Annotated in this window: 23 protein-coding genes and 1 pseudogene; 12 read left to right on the top strand and 12 right to left on the bottom strand. The window is 41.3% G+C overall.

Annotation, left to right across the window (positions count from 1 at the left end; genetic code table 11):
* The first annotated feature begins 92 nt into the window (after positions 1-92).
* Positions 93-521 (top strand): hypothetical protein, encoded by a 429-nt coding sequence (locus HC175_RS14525; protein ID WP_168139218.1) that lies wholly within the window; start codon positions 93-95, stop codon positions 519-521.
* Positions 522-562: 41 nt separating this feature from the next.
* Here the strand turns inward: HC175_RS14525 and pncA are convergent, their stop codons facing one another.
* From pncA to HC175_RS14540, 3 genes are read right to left on the bottom strand one after another with little or no spacing between them, the layout of a single operon-like run.
* Positions 563-1,171, bottom strand: coding sequence for a bifunctional nicotinamidase/pyrazinamidase (gene pncA, locus HC175_RS14530; RefSeq protein ID WP_168139219.1), 609 nt, complete (start codon positions 1,169-1,171; stop codon positions 563-565).
* Entirely contained in the window at positions 1,168-2,580 is a 1,413-nt protein-coding gene (locus HC175_RS14535) for a nicotinate phosphoribosyltransferase (RefSeq protein WP_168139220.1), read from the bottom strand. The genes pncA and HC175_RS14535 overlap by 4 nt, the downstream gene beginning before the upstream one ends.
* Positions 2,581-2,614: 34 nt before the next feature.
* Positions 2,615-3,511 carry a transporter gene (locus HC175_RS14540; RefSeq protein WP_168139221.1) on the bottom strand — a complete coding sequence of 299 codons (897 nt, stop codon included), beginning with the start codon at positions 3,509-3,511 and terminating at the stop codon, positions 2,615-2,617.
* Between the two features lie 105 nt (positions 3,512-3,616).
* On the opposite strand from HC175_RS14540, the gene HC175_RS14545 reads away from it, so the two are divergent.
* The 4 genes from HC175_RS14545 to HC175_RS14560 are packed head-to-tail and all read left to right on the top strand — an operon-like array spanning position 3,617 to position 9,096.
* Positions 3,617-3,895: a DUF4834 domain-containing protein gene (locus HC175_RS14545; protein WP_168139222.1), complete on the top strand. Its 279-nt coding sequence runs from the start codon at positions 3,617-3,619 to the stop codon at positions 3,893-3,895.
* Positions 3,896-3,919: 24 nt separating this feature from the next.
* Complete coding sequence (locus HC175_RS14550; RefSeq protein WP_168139223.1) at positions 3,920-6,337, top strand: YfhO family protein; 2,418 nt, start codon at positions 3,920-3,922, stop codon at positions 6,335-6,337.
* 18 nt (positions 6,338-6,355) lie between these two features.
* Entirely contained in the window at positions 6,356-7,639 is a 1,284-nt protein-coding gene (locus HC175_RS14555) for a glycosyltransferase family 4 protein (RefSeq protein WP_168139224.1), read from the top strand.
* Positions 7,639-9,096, top strand: a complete 1,458-nt coding sequence (locus HC175_RS14560; protein ID WP_168139225.1) for a lipopolysaccharide biosynthesis protein — start codon at positions 7,639-7,641, stop codon at positions 9,094-9,096. The genes HC175_RS14555 and HC175_RS14560 overlap by 1 nt, the downstream gene beginning before the upstream one ends.
* Before the next feature lie 65 nt (positions 9,097-9,161).
* On the opposite strand, the gene HC175_RS14565 is transcribed toward HC175_RS14560, so the two are convergent.
* Positions 9,162-10,244, bottom strand: coding sequence for a hypothetical protein (locus tag HC175_RS14565; RefSeq protein WP_168139226.1), 1,083 nt, complete (start codon positions 10,242-10,244; stop codon positions 9,162-9,164).
* Between the two features lie 257 nt (positions 10,245-10,501).
* Positions 10,502-13,288, bottom strand: a complete 2,787-nt coding sequence (uvrA, locus tag HC175_RS14570; RefSeq protein ID WP_168139227.1) for an excinuclease ABC subunit UvrA — start codon at positions 13,286-13,288, stop codon at positions 10,502-10,504.
* Positions 13,289-13,537: 249 nt separating this feature from the next.
* Between uvrA and HC175_RS14575 the strand changes: the two genes are divergently transcribed.
* Positions 13,538-14,122 (top strand): RNA polymerase sigma factor, encoded by a 585-nt coding sequence (locus HC175_RS14575; RefSeq protein WP_168139228.1) that lies wholly within the window; start codon positions 13,538-13,540, stop codon positions 14,120-14,122.
* Between the two features lie 207 nt (positions 14,123-14,329).
* On the opposite strand, the gene HC175_RS14580 is transcribed toward HC175_RS14575, so the two are convergent.
* Positions 14,330-14,992, bottom strand: a complete 663-nt coding sequence (locus HC175_RS14580) for an endonuclease III domain-containing protein (protein WP_168139229.1) — start codon at positions 14,990-14,992, stop codon at positions 14,330-14,332.
* A 32-nt stretch (positions 14,993-15,024) separates the two neighbouring features.
* On the opposite strand from HC175_RS14580, the gene bcp reads away from it, so the two are divergent.
* Positions 15,025-15,474 (top strand): thioredoxin-dependent thiol peroxidase, encoded by a 450-nt coding sequence (gene bcp / locus HC175_RS14585; protein ID WP_168139230.1) that lies wholly within the window; start codon positions 15,025-15,027, stop codon positions 15,472-15,474.
* 32 nt (positions 15,475-15,506) lie between these two features.
* On the opposite strand, the gene HC175_RS14590 is transcribed toward bcp, so the two are convergent.
* The 6 genes from HC175_RS14590 to porX all read right to left on the bottom strand — a co-directional run bounded on the left by HC175_RS14590 (position 15,507) and on the right by porX (position 20,092).
* Complete coding sequence (locus HC175_RS14590; protein WP_168139231.1) at positions 15,507-15,881, bottom strand: hypothetical protein; 375 nt, start codon at positions 15,879-15,881, stop codon at positions 15,507-15,509.
* A gap of 6 nt (positions 15,882-15,887) precedes the next feature.
* Positions 15,888-17,087, bottom strand: a complete 1,200-nt coding sequence (locus HC175_RS14595; protein ID WP_168139232.1) for an alanine dehydrogenase — start codon at positions 17,085-17,087, stop codon at positions 15,888-15,890.
* A gap of 51 nt (positions 17,088-17,138) precedes the next feature.
* Positions 17,139-17,438, bottom strand: coding sequence for a hypothetical protein (locus tag HC175_RS24250; protein ID WP_235942631.1), 300 nt, complete (start codon positions 17,436-17,438; stop codon positions 17,139-17,141).
* Positions 17,439-17,670: 232 nt separating this feature from the next.
* A complete protein-coding gene (locus HC175_RS14605) occupies positions 17,671-17,814 on the bottom strand; it encodes a hypothetical protein (protein ID WP_168139198.1) in 144 nt (47 codons plus the stop codon).
* A gap of 277 nt (positions 17,815-18,091) precedes the next feature.
* Positions 18,092-18,496 (bottom strand): tRNA (adenosine(37)-N6)-threonylcarbamoyltransferase complex ATPase subunit type 1 TsaE, encoded by a 405-nt coding sequence (gene tsaE, locus HC175_RS14610; RefSeq protein ID WP_168139234.1) that lies wholly within the window; start codon positions 18,494-18,496, stop codon positions 18,092-18,094.
* Between the two features lie 45 nt (positions 18,497-18,541).
* Positions 18,542-20,092 carry a T9SS response regulator signal transducer PorX gene (porX, locus tag HC175_RS14615; protein WP_168139235.1) on the bottom strand — a complete coding sequence of 517 codons (1,551 nt, stop codon included), beginning with the start codon at positions 20,090-20,092 and terminating at the stop codon, positions 18,542-18,544.
* Between the two features lie 39 nt (positions 20,093-20,131).
* On the opposite strand from porX, the gene HC175_RS14620 reads away from it, so the two are divergent.
* The 5 genes and pseudogenes from HC175_RS14620 to HC175_RS14640 all read left to right on the top strand — a co-directional run.
* Positions 20,132-21,355, top strand: a complete 1,224-nt coding sequence (locus HC175_RS14620; protein WP_168139236.1) for an HD domain-containing protein — start codon at positions 20,132-20,134, stop codon at positions 21,353-21,355.
* Between the two features lie 29 nt (positions 21,356-21,384).
* On the top strand, positions 21,385-22,413 hold the full coding sequence (gene lpxD / locus HC175_RS14625; RefSeq protein ID WP_168139237.1) for a UDP-3-O-(3-hydroxymyristoyl)glucosamine N-acyltransferase: 1,029 nt from the start codon (positions 21,385-21,387) through the stop codon (positions 22,411-22,413).
* The gene (locus HC175_RS14630) at positions 22,406-23,794 is read left to right on the top strand and encodes a bifunctional UDP-3-O-[3-hydroxymyristoyl] N-acetylglucosamine deacetylase/3-hydroxyacyl-ACP dehydratase (protein WP_168139238.1); all 1,389 of its coding nucleotides are present in this window, start codon (positions 22,406-22,408) and stop codon (positions 23,792-23,794) included. The genes lpxD and HC175_RS14630 overlap by 8 nt, the downstream gene beginning before the upstream one ends.
* Positions 23,795-23,799: 5 nt before the next feature.
* Entirely contained in the window at positions 23,800-24,585 is a 786-nt protein-coding gene (gene lpxA / locus HC175_RS14635; protein WP_168139239.1) for an acyl-ACP--UDP-N-acetylglucosamine O-acyltransferase, read from the top strand.
* Between the two features lie 66 nt (positions 24,586-24,651).
* Positions 24,652-24,769: pseudogene (locus HC175_RS14640) on the top strand (elongation factor P); the annotation flags it as partial.

Consider the following 24,769-nt stretch of genomic DNA (forward strand, 5'->3'; position numbering starts at 1 on the left):
TACATGTTATAAACTCCTGTTTCAGAAATGAAGCGGGAGTTTTTTTATGGTAAAGTTTGCTTTTTGTAACTTAATGTGCCATTTGAAAAGCCATGAGGCGAAAAAACATTTTCCGATTTCTGTTTCTTGTGATCCTGATCTATCCAATTTTCACGCTCTTTCTTACAGTTGTGGAATTGGATAACAATAGTCTGGTGCTTGCAAAAGAGGCTGTTCTTAACTACCAGATAAGCATCTGGATAAGTTGGCTATTTATGGTGGCTACGGCAGTTTACTTTAAATGGACCCATCAACAGGATTTCTTCTTTTTCTTTACCTATGCTTTCCTGGTACTGGCTTTTGGATTTCTGGGATACCTGAGTCAGAAGCTGCTTTCGAATTTTGATCTTCCCAATAAATTTGAAGATGAGTATTCCTTTGGGGTGTTACAGGCTGTTCAACACATTATAACCTCTGTTGTTCTCACCGCGTTTCTTCAGGCGGGGGTATGGTGGTTTACAAGGAGATGGCACAGGAACTAATCCCAAATTTGCTGCCACTAAATTTTTCTCAGGAAAAATTCTTATTTAATTTCAGCAGAAGTGGTGATCTTTCCACCTTTGGAGAGGATATCCTTTTTAATAGCTTCAAATTCCTCCGGAATCAGAGGCATGGCTGCATCTTCAATAAGTGTTGCCTCAAAGCCTTCCTTTAAGGCATCTACCATACTAAAATATACACAGATGTCGGCTGCAAGCCCACAGAAATAAAGATCTGTTGCGCCCTTTTCTTTGAGAAATCCGGCCATGCCAGTAGATCGCCTATGGCCATTGTCATAAAACCCGCTGTAGCTGTCAACATCTGGTGCTACACCCTTCCGAAAAATTGCTTCAATGGGTTCTGAATTAAGTTCGGGATGAAATTCAGCACCCCTGGAGCCCTGAATACAATGAGGAGGCCACAGTTTTTGCTCAATGCCATGAAGATCAATGAGCTCGAACTCCTTCCTGCCGGGATGATTAACCGCGAAGCTTTCATGTTCCTGAGGATGCCAGTCCTGTGTTGCCACGACAAGATCGAAAGAGGCAAGGAGGCTGTTGATCACAGGGATGATCTTGTCTCCGTGGTTTACCTCCAGGGCGCCTCCCGGCATAAAATCAATTTGGGCATCTATAATGATAAGAGTTTTCATTTTTTCTGTGCTTTATGTGCATCAATAAGAGCATTTCTCTCATCTCGCAGACTTTCACTAAGTCCAACTTTGTAGATATGCGGATTGAAAAAGCGTTTATACTCGGGAGCTAGTTTTTGGAGTCTTGCTTTTCTGAACTCACAAATCTCCCTGATGTCCCGGTGCTCATGAATTCTTTTTTGATCTTCCATTACCAGCTGGAGCAACGGCTCTTTAGCTACTCCCGAAACATTTCTGAATTTTAAAGGATCATATGGATGATACATCATTTTAATTTCGGCTTCCTCTGCAAGGCAAACTACGTCGGCACCCAGAAAGTTTCCGCTTTCATCCAGCAATCTAAAAACCTGTTTCCGATGTGGCAGGGTAACTTTTGAAATTGTTTCTGAGAGCTTTATTCTGGGTTCGTCCTTAAAAAAAGCAAGTTTATAAACTCCGTCCAATGCGGCATCGGGTTTTCCTGTTACCAGACTCGTTCCTACCCCAAAAATGTCAATGGGAGCCTCCTGGTCTATCAAACTTTTGATAAGATGCTCATCCAGCTGATTGGACACCGAAATTTTTACGTAATCCAGCCCGGCTGCATCAAGTTTTTCCCGCGAGCGTCGGGCAAGATAGGCAAGATCTCCGCTATCCAGTCTTATACCTTTCAACCTCTCACCTCGGCTTTCCATTTCCCTGGCAACGGTGATGGCATTGGGTACCCCGCTTCTCAAGGTGTCATAGGTATCTACAAGCAGAATTGAATTCTTTGGATGCACCTCGGCAAAAGCGCGAAATGCTTCAAGTTCATCTCCATAACTTTGAATAAAAGAATGACCCATGGTGCCCGATACAGGAATGTGAAAGTCCCTGCCGGCCCGGGTATTACTTGTAGCGTCAAAACCACCTATCACTGCTGCTCTGCTTGCGTGGTAGCCTCCTGTGCCCTGAGCACGCCGCAATCCAAAGTCAATGAGTTTTCTACCCTTTGCCTGGATCTCCATTCGCGTAGCCTTGGTCGCAATTAAAGTCTGAAAATTGAGAATGTTCAGGAGAACGGTTTCTACGATCTGAGCTTCAACAATATTTGCTTCTATTCTAACTACTGGCGCTCCGGGAAAAACGAGATCTCCTTCTTTCATGCTATAGACCTTTCCCCTGAACCGAAAATCTTCTAAGTAGCTAAGATATGCTGCATCAAAACCTTGTTGCTCAAGGAAATTTAGGTCTTGTTCAGAAAAAGAGAAATTCTCAAGAATGTCCAGCAATGTCTCAAGTCCTGCGAATACCGCAAATCCGCCATCGAAAGGAAGTTTCCGGAAGAAATAGTCAAAAATGGCAATTTTACCTGCATCCCCTTTTTTAAAATATACCTGGCCCATGGCCAACTGATACTGGTCTGTATAAGTGCCGCTGAAATCTATCATTTATAAAAATTCATTTTTAAAAGGGGAAGACAATCTATAACTCTTCCTGATTTTCCAGGTACTGGTCCTGTTTATGCCAGTCGAACCGGTAAGAGATCCCTCCGGCAACCTGCCATCTGGAAGGCGTATCTTTAAAATTTATTAATCCGGAAATATCTGCCTGAAAGTTCTTGTGAAACAAATATGCAAATCCGCCCCGTGCAATTTCATCGCTGTACAGATCATTGATCAGGGTCTGAAATTCTCCAAACATGGCGAATTTTCGCGAGAACGAATGTGTAAGGGTAATAATACCGGAATATGCAGGATATTCCTGTGCAATTTGATCGGCTATTACGTTAACCACCAGTACCCATGGTCCCCAATTGTTTTGTGTGATAATGGCAAATCGGGGTGAAAAACCTGATTGTCCTTCATACTGATAAGGATTATCTCCAAATGAAAAATTTGCACCAGCATACAATGAAACCGCAGGGATAAGGATATTCCAGTCAAATCTTTGATTAGCTTTCCAGCTATAAAGGTTAGGTTTGCGTTCCTTGCCATTTTTATAAGGATCGTAAACGAGGTACTTCACACCAATAGCATTAGAATCAAAGTTGCTTCTGCCATAACTCTGGTTACTTCCTCCCACCGTTTCACTTATCGTCTCATCAAGGAAAGATCCCATTAAGTTGATCTCCAGCTCTTCAAGTAGAAAACCAAACCTTAGGGAATAATCAATTCCCCAGAGATCTGTTTCTGTTCCTAATAAAGAATGTTCATCATGCCCCATTTTTGCACCGGCTTCCAGCTGCAGTACCATAGGCCCCACAGCAAAAGCACCTTGAGAATTTCCCGGACGGTTGGAGTTAATGGTTTCGGTATATTGTGCGGTGGCAAAAAAGTTTCCGAAGAAAAAAAGAGCAATAAAACACTTGTAAATCCTCATTTTTGGGCAGATTGGTGTTAACCAAAGATATAGATTTTCTCATTTTTTTCGACTGCTGTGCTGGTTTTCTTTGCTTAGAGTAGTAATTTTACCAAAACTTTTAGAATGCAAGAAGCTTCATTATCTGAAGTGTTGAGGGTGATGCTCATCGTCCTTCTTATCTACTTCGGATTAAAACTTATTTTTCGCTTTTTTGGACCACTTCTCCTAAGATATATTCTTAGAAAAGTAGGGAAGAAATTTGAACAAAGATTCGGTCAGTTTGGTGCCCCCGGTGAGCCGCCCCGAAAGGAGGGTGATATATCCATTGATAAAAAACCTAAGAAGACCCCAAAGTCAAAGAAAGATGTTGGAGAATATATCGATTATGAAGAAATTGACTAATTTCAACTCCAAAATTTTTCTTTTATGACTTTTTCCCTGAAGAAAGTTCTTCCACATCTGTTTGTTTTCCTGGGTTTTATTGTTCTTTCACTGGCTTATTTTTATCCTGTACTTCAGGGAAAGGAGATCTTTCAAAGTGATATTGCACAGTATATTGGAATGGCTCGCCAGCAAAACGAGTTCAGGGCAGAGACAGGGGAGGAGCCTTACTGGACAGATGCAGCCTTTGGCGGAATGCCAACCTACCAGCTAGGGGCGAATTATCCGCATAACTACATTAAAAAACTGGATAGCCTGCTGCGATTCTTACCTCGTCCTGCAGATTACCTTTTCCTTTATTTTATAGGCTTATATATTCTCCTACTGGTTCTAAAAATAGATTACAAATTAGCCATTTTAGGCGCCCTTGCTTTTGGTTTTTCAACTTACCTTATCATAATCCTGGGTGTAGGGCACAATGCAAAGGCTCACGCAATTGCATATATGCCATGGGTTCTAGGCGGAATTCTCCTGTGCTTCCGGCAAAGGTATGTTCCCGGCTTTTTGCTCCTGGCCTTTGGAATGGCTTTAGAAATAAATGCGAACCATTTTCAAATGACCTTTTACCTGCTCCTGCTGGTGATCGTGTTGGGTATTGCTTATTTAGTTGATGCTTTCAGAAAAAAGTTGCTGCCAAATTATTTCAAGGCGCTGGCAGTGATGCTAGTCGCAGTGATCCTCGCTATTGGCGCTAATGCTACAAATCTCATGGCCACGCAGGAATATGCAGATTTTAGTACCCGTGGCGATACAGGACTTACAATAACACCCGAGGGTGCTCCCGACAAATCTGATGGTTTAGATTATAACTATATCACTGAATACAGCTACGGAATTCTCGAGAGCTTCAATCTCTTTATTCCCCGATTCATGGGCGGGTCGAGCGCCGAAGATGTGGGGCAGGATTCGGCTATTTATCAGCAGTTACTGCAATTGGGTGCCAGTCCTTTACAGGCAGCGCAATTTGCTGAAGCAGCACCAACCTACTGGGGCGATCAACCCTACGTGGGGGCTCCCGCCTATATTGGTGCCACTGTATTATTCCTTTTTGTTCTGGCACTCTTTCTGGTAAAGGGCAGGAAAAAGTGGTGGTTGGTTGGCGGTACCGTGTTGGCGCTGCTCCTATCATGGGGAAAGAACTTTGGCTTCCTCACAGATATTTTTATCAATTATATGCCTTTGTACAACAAGTTCAGGGCGGTTTCCTCCATTCAGGTGATCCTGGAGCTTTGCATTCCGGTTCTGGCAGTCCTAGGACTTTGTACTTTCTTTTATAGAGAAGAACAGCCAGAGAAGAAGATCCATGCTTTAAAGTGGTCTACAATCATTACGGGAGGTGTGGCCTTGATCTTCCTGCTTTTCAAAAGTAGTCTCTTTAGTTTTTCGGGGGCCAGCGATGGGATTTTGATCCAGCAACTGGGGCCAGAATTTGTTCGGGCTTTAAAAGAAGATCGCCGGGCAGTTTTTTCAGCAGATACGCTGCGTAGTCTGATTTTCGTTCTGCTAACGGCTGCCGCACTATGGTTATTTCTGAAGAAAAAGATCTCACAGAATCTCACCGTCATTGTTCTGGGCGCTCTTTTGCTTATCGATCTGGTTGTAGTTGACAGGAGATATGTCAACGCAGAAGATTTTGTGAATTCCAGCAGAATAGCTCAACCCTTTCAAGCTACAGAAGCAGATCGTGAGATCATGCAGGACGACGCTCATTATCGGGTGTTTGATCTAAGCGGAAGCCCTTTTAACACAGCGAGAACCTCTTTCTTCCATAATGCAATTGGAGGATATCACGCTGCAAAGCCGGGCCGTATGCAGGAGTTATATGATTTTTATCTGTCTCAGAATAACTTGCAGGTGCTCAATATGCTGAATGCAAAGTATTTCATAATTCCTACGGAAGAGGGTACCATTGCACAAGAGAATCCTGAAACCAATGGAAATGCATGGTTTGTTCAAGAAGTTAAATTTGTGGATGATGCAAACGAGGAGATCCTCGCTTTAGATGGTATCAACACAAGACGAGTCGCAATAGTGGACAATGATTTTAAGGAATTTGTTCCAAAAACCAGCTTTCCGGCCGATTCTTCAGCGCAGATCGAGCTGATCTCGTATCAACCCAACGAACTTAAATACAGATCAAATTCTCCGGAAGAGGCAATGGCTGTTTTTTCAGAGATATATTATCCACATGGATGGCAGGCTTTTATTGATGGAGAGGAAGCCCCTCATTTTAGAGCAGATTATGTGCTCCGTGCAATGATCATTCCTGCGGGAGAACACGAAATTACCTTCAAATTTGAGCCGCAGGTAGTGAAAACCGGGAGCAGCATTGCGCTGGCGAGTTCAGTCTTACTCGGCCTGCTGCTTATAGGCGGGATCTTCTACGGAATTAAACGAAAATAACCCCTTTTTGGGAGGGCTATGAAAAAAGTACTCATTGTTACTTATTACTGGCCGCCGGCCGGTGGCCCGGGCGTGCAGCGCTGGCTGAAATTCGTAAAGTACCTTCCGGAATTTGGGATAGAGCCAGTTGTATATGTTCCTGCGAATCCGCATTATCCTTTACAGGATCCATCCCTGGAACAGGAAATTCCTTCAGGAATAAAGGTCCTCAAAAATGACATTTTTGAGCCCTATTCTTTAGCAAAGTTTTTTTCGAGGAAGGATACAACAATGATAAGCTCCGGAATAATTCCGAAGGAGCAGAAGCAGGGACTTCTTCAGAAAACCATGCTCTTTATTCGCGGAAATTTTTTCATACCCGATGCGAGAAAGTTCTGGATTAAACCTTCTGTGAAATTTCTATCTGCATATCTTGAAGAAGAGGAGCTAGTTACTATTATTACCACTGGACCACCTCACAGCCTGCATCTTATTGGGCTGGGGCTCAAACGGAGCAAAAAGATCAACTGGATTGCCGATTTCCGGGACCCCTGGACACAAATTGGCTACCACGACAAATTAAGACTTACCAAAACCTCCCAGCGAAAACATGAGGCTTTAGAGAGAAAAGTCCTTCAAACTGCAGATAAGGTCATTACTACCAGTTTCACTACTCAAAAAGAATTCATGGCGAAAACTGATCGCCCCGTAGCAGTGATCACCAATGGCTTCGATGTGGAGGATGTGGAGAGACTGCCGCTGGACGAACATTTCAGTCTTGCTCATATTGGATCTCTGCTCTCTGGTAGAAATCCTGAAAATCTTTGGAAAGCCCTTGCAGAACTAACCCGTGAAAAACCCGATTTTAAAAAGGATCTTCAGTTGAAACTTATAGGAGCAGTGGGAGAGCCCGTGCTGGAAAGCATTGAGGAATTTGAGTTGAATGATCATCTTGTTCGAAGGGATTACGTTTCTCACAGAGAAGCGCTTCAAATGCAACGGAGCTCCCAGGTTTTGCTTTTAATTGAGATCGATAGTGAAGAAACAAAGGGAATAATCCCCGGGAAACTTTTCGAGTACATGGTGAGCGAACGACCCATCCTGGCTGTTGGTCCCGAGGCTGCCGATATTGAGCAGATCATCAGGAAAACAAATTCGGGCAGGTTTTTCCTTTACCCTCAAAAAGGGGAAATTAAGGCCTTTCTCCTGGAATGTTATGAATTGTTCAAAAGCAGAAAATTAAAGGCATCACCTGTTGGAGTGCAGCAATACAGCCGAAGGTCGCTGACTGCTGAACTGGCACAACAAATAAAATCTTTGTAATGGGAGTGGTTGTAAATCAGTCGGCCAGGAACCTCTTTACTACGTATCTGGGTTTTGGAATTGGGGCGATCAATACGCTTTTTCTGTATACACACTTTTTAACTCCCGAATATTACGGGCTGGTTGGCTTTTTATTATCGGCTGCCAACCTCATCTGGCCACTCATGGCATTTGGTGTACATAATACGTTGGTGAAATTTTATACCTCTTATGATTCAGAAGAGGAGAAAGACAGGCTGTTAAGCGTGATCTTATGGCTTCCCCTGGCAATCTCCCTGGCGTTGGGAATACTTGGTTATTTCTCTTATGATTTGCTGCTCAATTATTTTGCTGATGGCGAAGGAATTGTTCAACCCTACATCTGGTTAATTTTTGTCATTGCTCTGGCTACCTCTTATTTCGAGATCTTTTTTTCATGGGCCAAAGTACATTTCAAAAGCGTTTTCGGAAATTTTATGAAGGAAGTGTTCCATCGCTTCTGTATTTCCTTATTGCTCATCTCGGTTTATTTCAGGTTTTTAACGGTTGAAAATTTTGTTTATGCTATAGGCCTGGTTTTCATCTTACGGCTTATCATCATGATGATCTATGCCTTCAGGTTGTACTTTCCGAAGTTTAGTTTCTCCTTTCCCAGAAACAGGTCCTTCATCCTGAAATATTCTGCATTAATTCTTATTGCGGGTTCTGTGGCCATGGTATTGCTGGATCTGGACAAAGTTATGATCGAGCGATTTCTTCCTATAGAAATGGTAGCTGTGTATGGAATAGCCATTTACATTTCTTCGGTAATTGCTGTGCCATCGCGCGCTATGCATCAAATAACATATCCCATGACCGCCAGTCTGCTCAATAAAAAGGATAAAAAAGGTCTGCTCGAACTTTATGAAAAGAGTTCCCTGAACCTGCTTATTATCAGCGGACTTATTTTTCTTTTGATCGTTACCAATCTGTCGCAGCTATACGAACTTATTCCTGAAGAATATCAAATAAGCTATTCCATCGTGATCCTTATAAGCTGTGTAAAGCTCTATGACAACTTGCTTGGGAATAATAACAGTATTCTCTTTAATTCAGATTATTATCGCCTGGTCCTGTTCATTGGAGTTTTTCTTGCGGTACTGGCGTTCATTTTAAATCTGGTCCTTATTCCGCGGTTGGGACTGTTAGGCGCTGCACTTGCTTCCTTTCTTGCCTTTGCCATCTACAATACAGTGAAGTTGATCATTGTAAGGAAGAAATTCAGGATCCAGCCATTTACAAAAGAGACCGTCTATGGTCTTTTGCTGATACTTTTCCTGAGCGGTGGTTTTTATTTTTGGGACTTTACCTGGCATCCTGTCCTTAATATTCTGCTTAAATCAGCTCTTATTGCTGGTTTATATGTCGGCTTCCTATATTTCACCGGACTTTCTCCTGAGATCAATGCAATTATCAAAAAGACACTTAGGTGGAAATAAAAAAATCCCCGACGCTTTCGCAACCGGGGATCTACCAACTAACCAACTAACTTAACTAATTAAAATCACTGTCCACCCCGGGAACTTCTTGTTCCTCTTGAAGAAACAGGATCCGGGCTCCTTACAGGAGTAGCCGAATTAACTTCGGAAGGAGTTTCTGTACGAGGGCTCTGTACCTGTGCCTCTCTTTCAGGTCTTGCAGTACTTACCGGCGCAGTCCTTCTTGTGGCTGCAGCAGCAGGAACCTCTGCTGGTCTTGATTGCGGCACATTTTCCACTCTTGAAGAACGTACAGGAGGTGTTTGTTCAGGTCTTACAGATGATCTTTCTCTTGCTGAAGTACTGTTACTTCTTTGAACGCCTTGAGGCGAAGAAGAAGCCGGAGTATCAGGTTGCCTGTAAATTCTGCGCTCTTGCGAAGTAGTTACAGTATTTCTTGATGGGATGGAGGCTCTGTCTACTTCCCTCGGACTTTCATCCCGTCTCCCTCTGTGATAAGTAGTAACCCTGTCACCAGGCCTGTAATAATATTGCTGAAAGCTACCAGAACTATAATGATCATTATAATATCTCCTGTAGTGGTTAAACTTCATCCTGTTAGGCGTGTAATAAATCCTGTAAGGCTGGTTATGCACTACTACATAGTTATGTGGGCGCACATAGTAATCATGCCATGGACGATATACATAACGGGTATTGCGACTGTTTATAAAGCCCGAGGTATGAGTGAATTGATCATAATGATTGTAGTGTAAAAACATATTTCCAATCCTATTCACCATTCCAAAGGCATTGTATCGAATATTTACGCGACCCGCCTGAATGATGCGGCCGTAGTAATCATAATAAATAGGCACATTTTCAATCTGTATCACAGCACCGTAGTCGTCATACTGAACGTAAGGGCCATAGTTATAGCCAGAATTGAAACTGTAATTACGATGAGGGGGTATCCTGTTGAAATTTCCGGTAGGATTAAAAAAGAAATCAAACTGTCCATCTGGGAAAATAGCAAATTCGATCCCTCTTTCCACAAAAATAAACGCATCTCTGTAGTTGGTCCGGTCGAAATTATTGAAGTGTGCGGGAACTGCATGAGCAGTAATTCCCAGCAGTACGAAGCTTAGTAAAAGGTAAAACTTTTTCATGATAATGGGGAATTTAAATTTATGGGGCACCGGACTCTCTGGTACACTTCTAAAAGAAATCAAACTACGTGCCAAAAATGCGAAAACCCCGTGAGCCTAAGGCTTCACGGGGTTTTCAAACTAACCAACCAAAAAATTATTAATTACACTCTTATTATGTCAAACTTGATCTTGTAATCTCTTTTTTAAATTCAAAGGTTGTGCCAAAATAGGTTATTACAATTCTTTAGCTGTTAATATTTTAATTTCAGATGCGTCTACAATTTTTCTTTTAAAAATGGAGCAGTATAAGATTCTGTGTTTTCTGCGACTTCTTCGGGTGTTCCGGTTGCAATTAATCGGCCGCCATTTTCTCCTCCTTCCAGGCCAAGATCGATCACATGATCTGCACACTTTACCAGATCCATATTATGTTCAATGACTATGACCGAATGTCCTTTCGCTAATAATGCATTAAAGGATTTGAGCAGTTTCTGAATATCATGAAAATGAAGTCCGGTGGTAGGTTCATCAAAAATAAACAGGGCTTTGTCTTTAGTATTCCCCTTGACAAGGAAAGATGCCAGTTTGATACGCTGGGCTTCCCCGCCAGAAAGAGTAGAGGAACTCTGCCCCAGCTGCACATATCCTAAGCCAACGTCCTGAAGTGGCTTCAGCTTTTGAGTGATCTTTTCTTCTCCGTTTTCAGCAAAGAATCCAACCGCATCATCAATAGTGAGATTAAGAATGTCATCGATATTTTTTCCGCCGAAATTTACCTCCAGGATCTCCTTTTTGAAACGCTTGCCATTACAGGTTTCACACACCAGGTGTACATCGGCCATAAACTGCATTTCAATTGTTACCTCACCTTCACCCTTACAGGTTTCACATCTCCCACCGTCAACATTAAAAGAGAAGTGCTTGGGTTTGTACCCTCTTATATCACTAAGTTTCTGGTTGGAGAAAAGATTTCTGATATCATCATAAGCCTTGATGTAAGTCACAGGATTTGATCTGGAAGATCGGCCTATAGGGTTTTGATCCACAAATTCTACCGAACTGAGGTTGGTATACTTGCCTTCAATTTTTGTGAATTGACCTGCTTTTTCACCATAGCCACCAATTTCCTTGCACATGGCAGGGTAAAGGATCTTTTTGATCAATGTACTTTTTCCACTTCCCGATACTCCAGTAACAGCAGTAAAAACACCTAAAGGAAATCTCACATCAATGTTTTTCAGGTTGTTTTCACGGGCTCCAAAAATGTCGATGTAATTTTTTGAGCTACGCCTGTTTTCCGGAACCTTGATCTCCAGGGTGTTATTGAGGTATTTCGCAGTAAGAGAGTCTGAAACCAGGATGTCATTGAAATTTCCGGTAGCAACCACTTCGCCGCCGTGGCTTCCGGCTTCAGGGCCAATGTCAATGATCTCATCGGCTGCTTTCATAATATCTTCATCGTGCTCTACAACAATTACGGTATTTCCAAGGTCACGAAGCGATTTCAAAACTTCAATAAGCTTAAGGGTGTCCCGCGGATGGAGGCCTATGGAGGGTTCATCTAAAATATACATAGAACCTACCAGGCTACTCCCTAACGAGGTGGCCAGGTTGATACGCTGGGATTCCCCGCCAGAAAGGGTGTTGGACTTTCTGTTTAAGGTAAGATAATTAAGCCCTACCTTTTGGAGAAAGCTCAAGCGGTTCTTTATCTCTGTCAATAATCTCTTCGCGATTGCAGCGTCAGATTCGTTCAATTCCAGCTGCTCAAAGAAATTAGCTACTTTATTAATAGGCATTTCTACCAGTTCGGTAATGGTAGCACCTCCTACTTTTACATAATTAGCCTCGGGCCTCAACCTTTTACCTTTACAAACAGAACATCTGGTTTTTCCGCGGTAGCGGGAAAGCATCACCCGATTTTGAATTTTGTAGGCCTTGGATTCCAGAAAGGCGAAGAATTGATTCAGGCCTTCAAAATGTTTATTTCCGTTCCAGATGATATCCTTTTGTTCCTGGCTAAGTTCGAAGTAAGGCTTATGAATGGGAAAGTTGAATTTATGGCTGTTGTTCACAAGTTGATCCCTGTACCAGCTCATACTTTCACCTCGCCATGGAAAGATCGCATTTTCATAAACAGAAAGACCCGTATTTGGAATGACCAGGTCTTCATCAATACCAATCACATCGCCATATCCTTCACATTTAGGACAGGCCCCATATGGATTATTAAAGCTGAAGAGGTGAATATTTGGCTCAAGAAAAGCCATGCCATCCAATTCAAATTTATTGCTGAACTGTCGAAGCTTTTGATCGGAAAGGTTCTCAATAAAGAGTTCACCTTTACCCTCAAAAAAGGCAGTTTGAACTGCATCTGCCAGCCGGTTAAGAAAGTCTTCATCATCTTTTGTGACGATCCTGTCTACCACAAGAAAGAGGTTCTTTTCTTCTATTTTTGAAAGGTCTGCCTCATCGATCCTTAAAACTTCATTTTTGTACTTGATACGGCTGTAACCCTGCTGTAAGAGAACCTTCAGTTTTTCCTGAGGTGTTCTGCTTTTTTCAACATGAACAGGAGATAAAAGTAGCATTTTAGAGCCTTCAGGAAAACTTTTCACGTAGCTCACCACATCTGTAACGGTATCTTTTTTCACTTCCTCATCTGACACCGGAGAGAAGGTTCTTCCTATTCGGGCAAAGAGCAGTTTCAGGTAATCATAGATCTCAGTAGAGGTGCCAACAGTAGAACGGGGATTAGTGGAATTTACCTTCTGCTCGATAGCTATAGCAGGCGCAATACCCTTAATAGAATCCACCTGAGGTTTATTTAGTCGTCCTAAGAACTGCCTTGCATAAGAGGAAAGGCTTTCCACATACCTGCGCTGTCCTTCGGCGTACAAGGTATCGAATGCCAGGGAAGATTTCCCCGAACCTGAAAGTCCAGTGAGTACCACGAGCTTATTCCGCGGAATAACCACATTAATATTCTTAAGGTTGTGAAGACGTGCGCCTTTTATTATGATGTTATCTTTCGGATTTACTTCGGAAATATCGATCTGCATACGTAATTTTCTAGTGAATTTGCAAAGGTACTTAAACTGGTAATTCTAAAAGCTGAAGATGGAAAGAATGTAAATAGCTGAAACCGACGATGTTAAAAACTTTAACCTTTTATTTGTATATGTGAAAATTTTCCTGTTATATTTGTTATTCGATAAACATTTAAATCATTTTGCCTATAGCATAAAGTTACTTTGAACTTGTATTAACTAACCCCAGGCCACCCCAACAGCCTGAAAAAAGTAACTCTTATGAACTGCACCGAGGCAAACGACGCTTTTCTCGTGAAAAGCTATATTGAAGGAAATGAGCAATCTCTTTCCATCCTGATCAACCGACATCAACAACGTATTTACAGTTTTATTTTTTCTAAGGTCTTTGATAAAGATGTTGCAGAAGATATTTTCCAGGACACCTTTATTAAGGTGATTCGCACCTTAAAACGAGGTAAGTATAACGAGGAAGGAAAATTTCTTCCATGGGTGATGCGAATTGCTCACAATCTTGTGATCGACCACTTTCGGAAGAACAAAAGAATGCCAAAATTCGAAAACAGTGGAGATTTCAACATCTTTTCTGTGCTTTGCGATTCGGGACTTAATGCTGAAAAGCAGATCATCAAAGATCAAATAGAGGCTGATGTAAAGGAGCTTTTAAAGGAATTGCCAGAAGACCAGCTGGAAGTCCTGGTGATGCGTATCTACAAGGATATGAGTTTTAAGGAAATATCTGAAAGAACCGGCGTAAGTATTAATACTGCACTTGGCCGAATGAGATATGCTTTGATCAATTTGAGGAAAGTAATAGAAAAACATAATCTCGTTTTAACCAATTAAACAATATGATAAGAGTTTTGTCGTTATGGATTTACAACCTTAAATAACCAACGATGGCAAAACTTTACTCAGAAAAAAAATTGGAAAAAATGAAACCTAGCAAGGAAACAATTGCTTTCCTGCTTAATTACTCAAGAGCCTTACGGATTAACACCTACAAAAAAGTACAATTCGAAAGTTTTTTAAACTAAACTTTGAAAAGACCCGTTAGCCACGGGTCTTTCTTTTGTGATATTCGTCTAGTACCTTCTTTCTGCCTATGGTGCGGGTGATAATATCTCTTTCCAGATCCCAGCCTCGAGCAGGAGAATATTCTCTTCCATACCAGATGATCTGCAAGTGAAGTTCGTTCCAGAGTTCCTCGGGAAATAGTCTCTTTGCGTCCCGTTCTGTCTGTACCACATTTTTACCGTTTGAAAGATTCCACCTGTACATGAGGCGGTGAATATGAGTATCTACCGGAAAGGAAGGAACATTAAAGGCCTGGGCCATTACAACGCTCGCCGTTTTATGGCCTACCGCCGGAAGTTCCTCCAGCGCGTCTATATCTGCAGGGACCTCTCCTTTATATTTATCAATGAGGATCTTTGAAAGGCCGTAAATTCCTTTGGCTTTCATAGGCGATAATCCTACAGGTTTTATGATCTCTCTTATCTCCTCTTCAGATAGGCGCACCATGGCAAAAGGGTTGTTTGCCTTTGCAAATAATATAGGTGTTATCTGGTTGACTCTTACATCTGTACTCTGCGCTGACAGGAGTACTGCTATTAAGAGGGTATATGGATCCTTATGATCTAAAGGTATAGGTACGGTTGGATAAAGCTCTTTTAAGGTAGAAATTACGAACTCTACTTTTTCCTTCTTTGTCATTAATATGTAACTTTGAGACAAAAGTACTAATTATGACAACACTGCAGCCGGGCGATAAGGCTCCGAATTTTTCTGCTAAAGATCAGGATGGAAAAAATCATGAATTAAAGGATTACCAGGGAAAGAAGCTGGTAGTTTTCTTTTACCCCAAAGCCAGCACACCTGGATGTACGGCCGAAGCCTGTAATTTAAGAGATAACTGGAAATCTTTCCAGGCACAGGGATTTGAGATCCTGGGTGTAAGTGCCGATTCTCCAAAACGCCAGCAAAATTTTAAGAGTAAATATGAACTTCCATTTCCGCTTTTGGCAGACGAGGATAAGGAAGTGATCAATGCATTTGGAGTATGGGGGCCAAAGAAATTTATGGGGAAAGGGTATGACGGTATTCATCGCAGCACCTTTGTCATTGATGAAAATGGTGTGATCATTGACGTCATCTCAAAAGTGAAGACAAAAGATCATGCTTCACAGATCCTTTGATCTGTGAAGTTCAAATATTTACCTGAATACTTTTATGGAAGGCGCGACACAGAAAGGAGGGTTGCGATAGAGTCGCAATTCTCATATAAAAGTTCCATTACTCCGCTGTCACTGCTGCCGGTCACCATATAGGTTTTACAGGAATCCTTACGGGTGTTGCTTCGGCTAAAATCGATGTCCCCCTTGTGGAGAATAGTTGTGAAGGCTGCAGTATCCAATTGCAGCCTCTGAATTTCTGCTAGAGCCGCAGGAGAAAATTTTCTTTCCTTGTTCCTGATATTTTTAAGGACACGAGCATCGGGTCCATAGGCGCAAGAAGTTTTCTTACCGCTTAAGAAAAAAGCAAGGATGATCAATCCAATGGCAAAACCGCCTAGGTAGTAGCCAAGTCTGTGAATAAATTTCATGAAGAATTAGAAAATAAGAAGATTGATATCCCGGTAGGAGAGATCAAACCAATCTGCTATAGATTTGTTGGTTAAAATTCCGTGGTAAAAGTACAACCCATTTCTGAGACCTCTGTCAAAACGCAGCGTATTTTCCAGTCCTCCCTGTTCGGCAATATGAAGAAGGTAAGGCGTGAAGATATTACTTATTGAGAGGGAAGAGGTACGGGCATATCTTGATGGAATATTCGGAACACAATAATGAACCACCCCCGACTTTACAAAGGTAGGTTTATCGTGGGTAGTGATCTCGCTGGTTTCAATACATCCACCCATGTCGATACTCACATCAATAATGACGGCTCCTTTCTTCATGTGTTCGACCATAGTCTCGGTCACGAGGATAGGGGAGCGGTTTTTACCTCGTACTGCCCCAATGACCACATCACTTCGCTTTAAAGCTTTAATCAGATTCTTTGGCTGAATAGTGGAAGTATGTAATGGCCTGCCAAGATTCGCCTGCACTTGCCGCAGGCGTGTGAGCGAATTATCAAAGATCTTGACGTTTGCACCTAATCCAAGTGCCGACCGGGCAGCAAATTCCCCTACGGTTCCAGCGCCCAGTATCACCACTTCAATAGGAGGAACGCCGCTAATGTTTCCAAACATAAGGCCATTTCCTGCGGGATTGTTACTCATAATTTCTGAAGCTATTAGGATCGAGGCAGTTCCTGCAATTTCACTCAGGGCTCTAACGGCAGGATAGGAACCATCCTCATCTTTGATGAATTCAAATGCTAAAGCAGTAATTCTTTTGGAAGCCAGCTTTTGAAAATAGCTTTTTTTCTGGGTCTTTAACTGAAGTGCCGAAATAATGGTCGTCTGTGGATTTACTAGATCCAGTTCCTCCATGGTAGGAGGTTCTACCTTGAGGATCATAGGGCAGGAAAAGACCTTTTTTGTATCTCTGCTAATTTCGGCGCCGGCTTCAGAATAATCCTTATCGCTGAATTTGGCACCTTCTCCAGCTCCCGACTCGATCATGACGCGGTGGCCATGAGCAGTCATCGCCGCAACGGCATCGGGACTTAAACAGACCCGTTTTTCCTGATATGCATTTTCTTTGGGAATGCCAATGAATAACTGGCCTTTGTGTTTGAATACTTCCAGGGTCTCTTCCTGCGGAATCAATTGTTCCTTGGTAAAGGGAGATACTTGCTCTGTCATAATTTGCTGGTCACAAAGATAAAATTACGACTTTTCAGGAGAATAAGAAGATTAGAGTTTAACGTAGTACTCTTCCTGGATCTCGGCTTCTTTTTCTGAACCTTCTCTAAAATCCTTTATCTCTGTGTATTCCTTGTCTGAAAATGGGGAAAAAGGAGAGATATTCTCGCGTTCAATTTCAGTAAGATCAATACCGTAAATACGGTCGAAGATTTTTATCCTAATGAGATAAACGATGGATAAGATGAGAATAAAAAAGGGTGCTAAATAAATCAATTGGTCTGCATCAATATAACCACCAACCGGAGACATATCTTCATAGAACGCAGAGACTAATTGAAACCCATACATTGCAGTAGGTACGAGTATTACATGATACCACCAATGTTTACAGGTGAAAAACCATATAAGTAATAGAAACAACGGAGTAATTTTTCCAAGGTATGTCCAGGCCGCGGTAAGGACGTCTTCATAATATTTACTCTCATATGTAAAAAAAGAAGTTTCCCAAACGGGACCGCTTGGGAAAATTTCATATAAGTAAAATAAATATGGTGAAAATGCTATGCAAATAGCAATTATACTACCCGTTAGTAGGAACTTTGATCTTCCGCATGTCGACCGCAGTTTTTTGGACTTCATTTTTGTCATTATTACTTGTAGTTGAAGTTACAAAGAAAGTTGCTCCAAAGATAGATACGGCTAAGAAAAGGGCTTTAATTTTCATGATATAGTTTTTTAAAGTTGTGTTTGTTTCGATTTGATGATTCAAACCTATAAAAAACTAACCCGCTAATTATTAATACATTATTCGTACTTTTGCCGCCTTTTTGAAGGAAAAATCTTCAAACTCTTAAAATATTAGATTTAAATAAAATTAGTTAAAAATATTTTTATTTCGGTGAATGTCCCTCTGACAATCCGAGTATGTTAATAAAAAGCTAATATTGAAAGAAAATTCATACACGAGCTTTAGCTTCTGAGCTCGCAGAATTTTTATTAAATTAACATAACTTTAACTTTCTGAGCTCGTTATTGAGGGTCAAAATTTCCACTTTTTGATGCCCTTCTTCTACAAAATTTTCGATTTTTTGGGGCCATTCTATGAAATTCCAGTTCCCCGAATCCAGATATTCTTCAAAACCCATGTCCCAGGCTTCAGTTTCATCGTTGATCCTGTAGAAATCAAAATGATTTACAGTACCGTTTTCGGTTTCATAAACATTTACAAGGGAGAAAGTGGGACTGGAGCCAGTGTCCTCGGCACCTAAGGCCCTTAAAAGGGCTTTTATGAGAGTAGTTTTTCCCGCTCCCATTTCACCATAAAACAAGAGGGTCCGGCTATTGGTTTCTGCCAAAAGCTTTTGTGCAACAACTTCAATTTCAGATAGAAGGTAGGTTACTTCCATTCTAAAGTATTACGATTTGGGACGATAAATATAGGTAAATTCTTGTTATCTAGGTGATAACACGGCAAAAGGTATGATCATCTCCTCCATAGAGACGCCTCCATGTTGAAAAGTATTACGATAATAACTCACATAATGATTGTAATTATTTGGATACGCAAAGAAAAGATCTCCCTTCGCAAATATGAAGGAGCTGCTCATATTAATAGTAGGTAAATGAATAGTTTTTGGATTCTGCGCAGCGAGCACATCCTTATCCTCATAGGTGAGGCTTTTACCGGTCTTATACCTAAGATTAAGACTGGTTTGCTTATCGCCAATCACTTTAGACGGATTTTTAACGTTGATCGTACCATGGTCTGTGGTAAGAATAAGCTTGAAACCTAAATTCTGTGCTTGTTGAATGATCTCCAGCAACGGTGAGTTCCTAAACCAGCTATGGGTTAGTGAACGGTAAGACTTGTTTGTTGAAGCTAATTCCTTTATTACTTCCATTTCTGTTTTGGAGTGAGAAAGCATATCTACAAAGTTATAGACTACTACTGTAAGATCGTTCTCCTTCTGGCCTCTAAAATTTTCAACAAGTTTTTTCCCGGCTTTCAGGCTGCTTATCTTATGATATTCATGTTTAATATTTGCTCCGAGTCTTTTCAGCTGTGCCTGTAGAAATTCTGCTTCATGTAAATTTTTTCCTCCCTCATCTGTATCATTTTTCCAAAAATCAGGATAGAGCTTCTCCATATCACTTGGCATTAATCCAGAGAAGATTGCATTTCGTGCATATTGAGTTGCCGTTGGTAAGATGCTGTAAAAGGGAATTTCCTGTTCCTTTTTATAATAGTTGTTCACCACCGGTTCAAAGGCTTTCCACTGGTCATATCTCATATTGTCTATCACCACAAGCAGGGTTGGCTGTTCTTTGCTTATCTCAGGGAGGATCTTTTCCCGAAACAGCGTATGGGACATGATAGGTGCATCTGCATCTTTTTCGAACCAGTGCGGATAATTCTTATCAATGAACTTACAGAATTGGGAATTGGCTTCGGTTTTCTGAGATTCAAGGATCTCGAACATACCGGAGTCTTCGATGTTCTCCAATTCTAATTCCCAGTAAATTAATTTCTGATACAGTTCTGCCCAGCCTTCAAAAGAATTGATCATAGCCATGTCCATAGCGATCTTTCGAAATTCCTGCTGATAGCTGGAAGTAGTTTTCTCGGAGATCAATCGGGAGTGGTCAAGGTTCTTTTTAATGCTTAGAAGAATTTGATTGGGATTTACGGGTTTGATGAGGTAATCGGCTATTTTAGATCCAATGGCCTCTTCCATGATATATTCTTCTTCGCTCTTGGTGATCATGACCACCGGTACATTTGCCTGCTTCTCCTTTATTTCTGAAAGGGTTTCCAGTCCCGATAATCCGGGCATATTCTCATCCAGGAAAACGATGTCAAAATTCTCCTTTTCAATTTCTTCCAAAGCTTCGGTACCGCTTTGGCAGGTAAAGACCTTGTAGTTCTTACTTTCAAGAAATAGAATGTGAGGTTTTAGCAGGTCTATCTCGTCATCTACCCACAGTATTTTGATATCGTTCATATATGTATCTTTGTTACCTTAATTATTAATAATACCAGCTTGCTTCAGGGAAACAAACTCAAAATTTTAAACGATCCAATTTACGGATTTATTACTATTCCAAATGAGCTGCTCTTTGGAATTATGGAACACAAATATTTCCAAAGATTGCGCCGAATCTCCCAAATGGGATTGTCTTACCTCGTTTATCCCGGAGCACATCATACGAGATTTCATCATGCCTTAGGTTGCCTGCATTTAATGCAAAAGGCTGTTCGAGTCCTGCGATTAAAGGGTGTAGAGATCTCTGAAGAGGAAGAGGAGGCTCTTCAAATAGCCATTCTTTTACACGATATTGGTCATGGTCCATTCTCTCATGCCATGGAGCACAGTATTGTAGAAGGCGTTAGCCATGAAACCATTTCCTTCTTATTTATGGAAGAAATGAATAGGAAGTTTAACCAAAGATTAACTTTGGCCATAGAGATCTTCCGCGGAAAATATCATCGTAAGTTCCTGTGTCAGCTTATTTCGAGTCAGCTGGATATGGATCGGATGGATTATCTTAAACGTGACAGCTTTTATACCGGGGTTGCTGAAGGAAACATTAACAGCGAACGCCTAATAAGTATGCTCACAGTGGTGAACAATGAGCTAATGGTTGAGGAAAAAGGGATCTATTCTGTAGAGAAGTTTCTTCTGGCCCGGCGTTTAATGTACTGGCAGGTTTACCTGCATAAGACAGGAGTAGTAGCTGAGCAGCTTTTGATAAGGGTGCTTCAGCGGGCGAAGGAACTTGTGAATTCCGGGAGGACCTTATTTGCCAGTACGGCCTTGAACCATTTTTTAAAACAACAGGTCACTGCGGAAAACTTTTCCGAAGAAACACTTCATATCTTTGCGCGACTAGATGATTACGATATACTTTCAGCAATGAAGGAATGGGCGCATGACCAGGATTTTGTATTAAGCAACCTTTGCCAAATGATCATTAACCGTGATCTTCTCAAGGTCAAGCTGAAGAAGCGCCCGGTTGCTGATGAAAAACTGGAAGTTCATCTTCAAAAGCTTATTGCCAAACATAATATTAGCAGAGAAGAGGCTCAATATTTCGTTTTTTCGGGAGACATAAGTAACCTGGCGTATAAAAAGGAAGATGAAAAGATACACATCCTCTTTAAAAGTGGAAAGATCACTGATGTCATTAAGGCTTCCGATCATTTTAACCTCAAGGCGTTATCGCGGCCGGTTACCAAATATTATATCTGTTACCCTAAACCTTAGATTAACTCATTTTTTTTACTTTTGCCAGAATGAAGTTTACAGCAGCGCAAATAGCAGGTATTTTGGAAGGGGAGGTCGTTGGCGATCCCGGGGCAGAGGTTGACAGATTGTCAAAAATTGAAGAGGGCACCGAAGGTTCGATCACCTTTTTAGCAAATCCAAAATATACTTCCTTTATTTATTCTACCAGGGCGAGTATCACGATAGTAAGCAAAAGCTTCAATCCCGAAGAAAAATTGTCTACTACACTTATCAAAGTTGAAGACCCTTACAAAGCATTTTCCAAGCTGCTTGAATATTATAACCAGGTTAAGCTTAACAAAACAGGCATAGAGGCACCTTCGTTTATCTCTAAAACTGCCAGTTATGGAGAGAATCTTTACTTAGGAGCCTTTTCCTATCTGGGAGAGCAGGTGAAATTGGGCAATAATGTCAAGATCTTTCCTAATACATATATAGGAGATAACGTATCAATAGGTAATAACGTGCTTATCTTTCCGGGAGCCAAGATCTATTCAGAAACCATAATAGGAGATAATTGTGTAATTCACGGCGGAGTGGTGATTGGAGCCGATGGGTTTGGATTTTCACCAAATGCAGAAGGGGAGTATTCAAAAGTGCCTCAAATTGGCAACGTCATCATTGAGGATAACGTAGATATAGGTGCTGGTACTACTATAGACAGGGCAACTTTGGGTTCCACTATTATAAGAAAGGGCGTGAAATTAGATAACCAGATCCAGATCGCCCATAATGTAGAAGTGGGAGAGAACACCGCAATTGCTGCTCAAACTGGAATAGCAGGATCTACAAAGATTGGTAAAAACTGTCTTATAGGTGGCCAGGTAGGAATAGCAGGTCATATCCATATTGGTGACCGCGTAAAGGTCCAGGCCCAGTCTGGCATTGGAAGGAATATTAAAGATGATGAGGTTATTCAGGGTTCCCCTGCAATAGGCTATAATGAATATAATAAAGCTTATATACATTTTAAACATTTACCCAAAATAGAGGATCGCTTAACCAAACTAGAAAAAAAACAATCAGATAATGGCTAAACAGCGCACTATAAGTAAGGAAGTAACTTTACAGGGAGTTGGGCTTCATACCGGAAATGAAGTCACTCTTACTTTTAAACCGGCACAGGAGAATACCGGATATTGCTTTGTAAGATCAGATCTTGAAGGAAATCCCGTGGTGGAAGCCGATGTGAATTACGTTGTCAATACTCAAAGGGGTACCAATCTTGAAAAGGATGGAGTGACAATACAGACTTCTGAACACGTACTGGCTGCGTGTGTTGGCCTGGAGATCGATAATATCATTATAGAATTAAATGCTGCAGAACCTCCTATTATGGATGGTTCTTCAAAATTCTTTGTTGAAGCTCTCGAGGAAGCCGGTATTGAAGAGCAGGCATGTGACAGAGAGGAATTTGTGGTGACAGACGTTATTCGTTATGAAGATGAGAAAACAGGCAGTGAAATTCTCATTATGCCTGCAGATGATTATCAGGTAACAGCCATGGTAGATTTTGGCACTAAGGTCTTAGGAACTCAGAACGCTTCGCTAACGAAATTGGCCGATTTCAAATCTGAAATTGCCAATGCCCGCACATTTAGTTTCTTACATGAATTGGAAACGCTTCTCGAGCATGGATTGATCAAAGGCGGCGATCTTAATAATGCCATTGTCTACGTAGATAAGGAACTAAGTCCTGAAACTATGGACAAGCTGCGTGTGGCTTTTAAAAAAGACAATATTTCGGTAAAGCCGAATGGCATCCTTGATAATCTAACCTTGCATTACCCTAATGAAGCGGCACGACATAAACTTCTTGACGTTATTGGAGATCTTGCTTTAGTGGGAACCCGTATAAGAGGAAAGGTCATAGCAAATAAACCAGGCCATGAGGTGAACACGCAGTTCGCTAAAAAATTATCGAAGATCATCAAGGCTGAAAAGCGAAACAATGTGCCCAGGTATGACCTGGATCAAGAGCCGTTAATGGATGTTAATGAGATCATGAACATTCTGCCGCACAGGCCACCATTTATCCTTGTAGATAAGATCATTGAATTGACAAGTGACACCGTTGTAGGTGTCAAAAATGTCACTATGAACGAACCTTTCTTTGTAGGGCATTTTCCGGGGAAACCTGTAATGCCAGGGGTTCTTCAGGTAGAAGCTATGGCACAAACAGGAGGGATCCTCGCATTAAAATCTGTGCCCGATCCAGAAAATTACCTCACCTTCTTTATGAAGATCGATAATGTGAAGTTCAAAAGGCAGGTGGTTCCGGGTGACACGCTCATTTTTAAACTTGAACTGCTGGCTCCTATAAGAAGAGGGATCTGCCAGATGCAGGGATATGCTTACGCCAATGGGAAATTGGTTACCGAGGCCATTTTAATGGCTCAAATTGTAAAACAAAAATAAAGATTATGAATCAACCCTTAGCATACGTACATCCCGGTGCCAAGATTGCAAAAAATGTTGTTATTGAGCCTTTTTCTACCATACATAATAATGTAGTAATTGGCGAAGGAACGTGGATAGGCTCGAATGTTACAATTATGGAAGGGGCGAGGATCGGAAAAAATTGCAACATTTTTCCCGGTGCCGTTATTTCTGCAGTACCACAGGATAAGAAATTTAACGATGAAGATACCATCACCGAAATAGGTGACAATACCACCATTAGGGAGTGTGTGACCATCAATCGTGGAACTACCGACAGGATGAAGACCAAGATCGGCAAAAATTGCTGGATCATGGCTTATTGTCATATTGCTCATGATTGTGTTATAGGTGATAACTGTATCTTTTCAAATAATAGTACTCTGGCAGGTCATATAAATGTTGGGGATTACGTAGTGTTGGCTGGAATGGCTGCAATTCAGCAGTTTTGCAGCATTGGTAGCCACGCATTCGTAACCGGAGGGTCTTTGGTTCGTAAAGATGTTCCTCCCTTTGTCAAGGCAGGAAGAGAACCTTTATCTTACGTAGGTGTGAACTCCATCGGGTTAAGAAGAAGAGGTTTTAGTACAGACAAAATTCGGGAGATCCAGGATATTTACAGGATCCTGTATCAGAAGAATTATAATAACAGTCAGGCAGTAGCGATCATAGAAGCCGAAATGGAGGCAACTTCAGAGAGGGATGATATTTTAGAGTTCATCAAAAATTCCCAGCGCGGAATTATGAAAGGATATATAAGTTCAAATTAATAAGTCTTAAAAATGGCAAGTACAAGTGATATTAGAAATGGATTGTGCATTAGATAGAACCACGATATTTTCAAAATTATAGAATTTCTTCATGTAAAGCCGGGCAAAGGACCTGCTTTCGTAAGAACAAAATTGAAAAGTGTTACCACGGGAAAGGTGATCGACAACACCTTTTCTGCAGGTC

The sequence above is a fragment of the Salinimicrobium oceani genome (genome assembly GCF_012037645.1).

What these genes read in the sequence shown, in the direction of transcription:
- HC175_RS14525 (WP_168139218.1), top strand. Translation starts at nt 93, where the DNA reads ATGAGGCGAAAAAACATTTTCCGATTTCTGTTTCTTGTGATCCTGATC.
- pncA (WP_168139219.1), bottom strand. Translation starts at nt 1,171, where the DNA reads ATGAAAACTCTTATCATTATAGATGCCCAAATTGATTTTATGCCGGGA.
- HC175_RS14535 (WP_168139220.1), bottom strand. Translation starts at nt 2,580, where the DNA reads ATGATAGATTTCAGCGGCACTTATACAGACCAGTATCAGTTGGCCATG.
- HC175_RS14540 (WP_168139221.1), bottom strand. Translation starts at nt 3,511, where the DNA reads ATGAGGATTTACAAGTGTTTTATTGCTCTTTTTTTCTTCGGAAACTTT.
- HC175_RS14545 (WP_168139222.1), top strand. Translation starts at nt 3,617, where the DNA reads ATGCAAGAAGCTTCATTATCTGAAGTGTTGAGGGTGATGCTCATCGTC.
- HC175_RS14550 (WP_168139223.1), top strand. Translation starts at nt 3,920, where the DNA reads ATGACTTTTTCCCTGAAGAAAGTTCTTCCACATCTGTTTGTTTTCCTG.
- HC175_RS14555 (WP_168139224.1), top strand. Translation starts at nt 6,356, where the DNA reads ATGAAAAAAGTACTCATTGTTACTTATTACTGGCCGCCGGCCGGTGGC.
- HC175_RS14560 (WP_168139225.1), top strand. Translation starts at nt 7,639, where the DNA reads ATGGGAGTGGTTGTAAATCAGTCGGCCAGGAACCTCTTTACTACGTAT.
- HC175_RS14565 (WP_168139226.1), bottom strand. Translation starts at nt 10,244, where the DNA reads ATGAAAAAGTTTTACCTTTTACTAAGCTTCGTACTGCTGGGAATTACT.
- uvrA (WP_168139227.1), bottom strand. Translation starts at nt 13,288, where the DNA reads ATGCAGATCGATATTTCCGAAGTAAATCCGAAAGATAACATCATAATA.
- HC175_RS14575 (WP_168139228.1), top strand. Translation starts at nt 13,538, where the DNA reads ATGAACTGCACCGAGGCAAACGACGCTTTTCTCGTGAAAAGCTATATT.
- HC175_RS14580 (WP_168139229.1), bottom strand. Translation starts at nt 14,992, where the DNA reads ATGACAAAGAAGGAAAAAGTAGAGTTCGTAATTTCTACCTTAAAAGAG.
- bcp (WP_168139230.1), top strand. Translation starts at nt 15,025, where the DNA reads ATGACAACACTGCAGCCGGGCGATAAGGCTCCGAATTTTTCTGCTAAA.
- HC175_RS14590 (WP_168139231.1), bottom strand. Translation starts at nt 15,881, where the DNA reads ATGAAATTTATTCACAGACTTGGCTACTACCTAGGCGGTTTTGCCATT.
- HC175_RS14595 (WP_168139232.1), bottom strand. Translation starts at nt 17,087, where the DNA reads ATGACAGAGCAAGTATCTCCCTTTACCAAGGAACAATTGATTCCGCAG.
- HC175_RS24250 (WP_235942631.1), bottom strand. Translation starts at nt 17,438, where the DNA reads ATGTATGGGTTTCAATTAGTCTCTGCGTTCTATGAAGATATGTCTCCG.
- HC175_RS14605 (WP_168139198.1), bottom strand. Translation starts at nt 17,814, where the DNA reads ATGAAAATTAAAGCCCTTTTCTTAGCCGTATCTATCTTTGGAGCAACT.
- tsaE (WP_168139234.1), bottom strand. Translation starts at nt 18,496, where the DNA reads ATGGAAGTAACCTACCTTCTATCTGAAATTGAAGTTGTTGCACAAAAG.
- porX (WP_168139235.1), bottom strand. Translation starts at nt 20,092, where the DNA reads ATGAACGATATCAAAATACTGTGGGTAGATGACGAGATAGACCTGCTA.
- lpxD (WP_168139237.1), top strand. Translation starts at nt 21,385, where the DNA reads ATGAAGTTTACAGCAGCGCAAATAGCAGGTATTTTGGAAGGGGAGGTC.
- HC175_RS14630 (WP_168139238.1), top strand. Translation starts at nt 22,406, where the DNA reads ATGGCTAAACAGCGCACTATAAGTAAGGAAGTAACTTTACAGGGAGTT.
- lpxA (WP_168139239.1), top strand. Translation starts at nt 23,800, where the DNA reads ATGAATCAACCCTTAGCATACGTACATCCCGGTGCCAAGATTGCAAAA.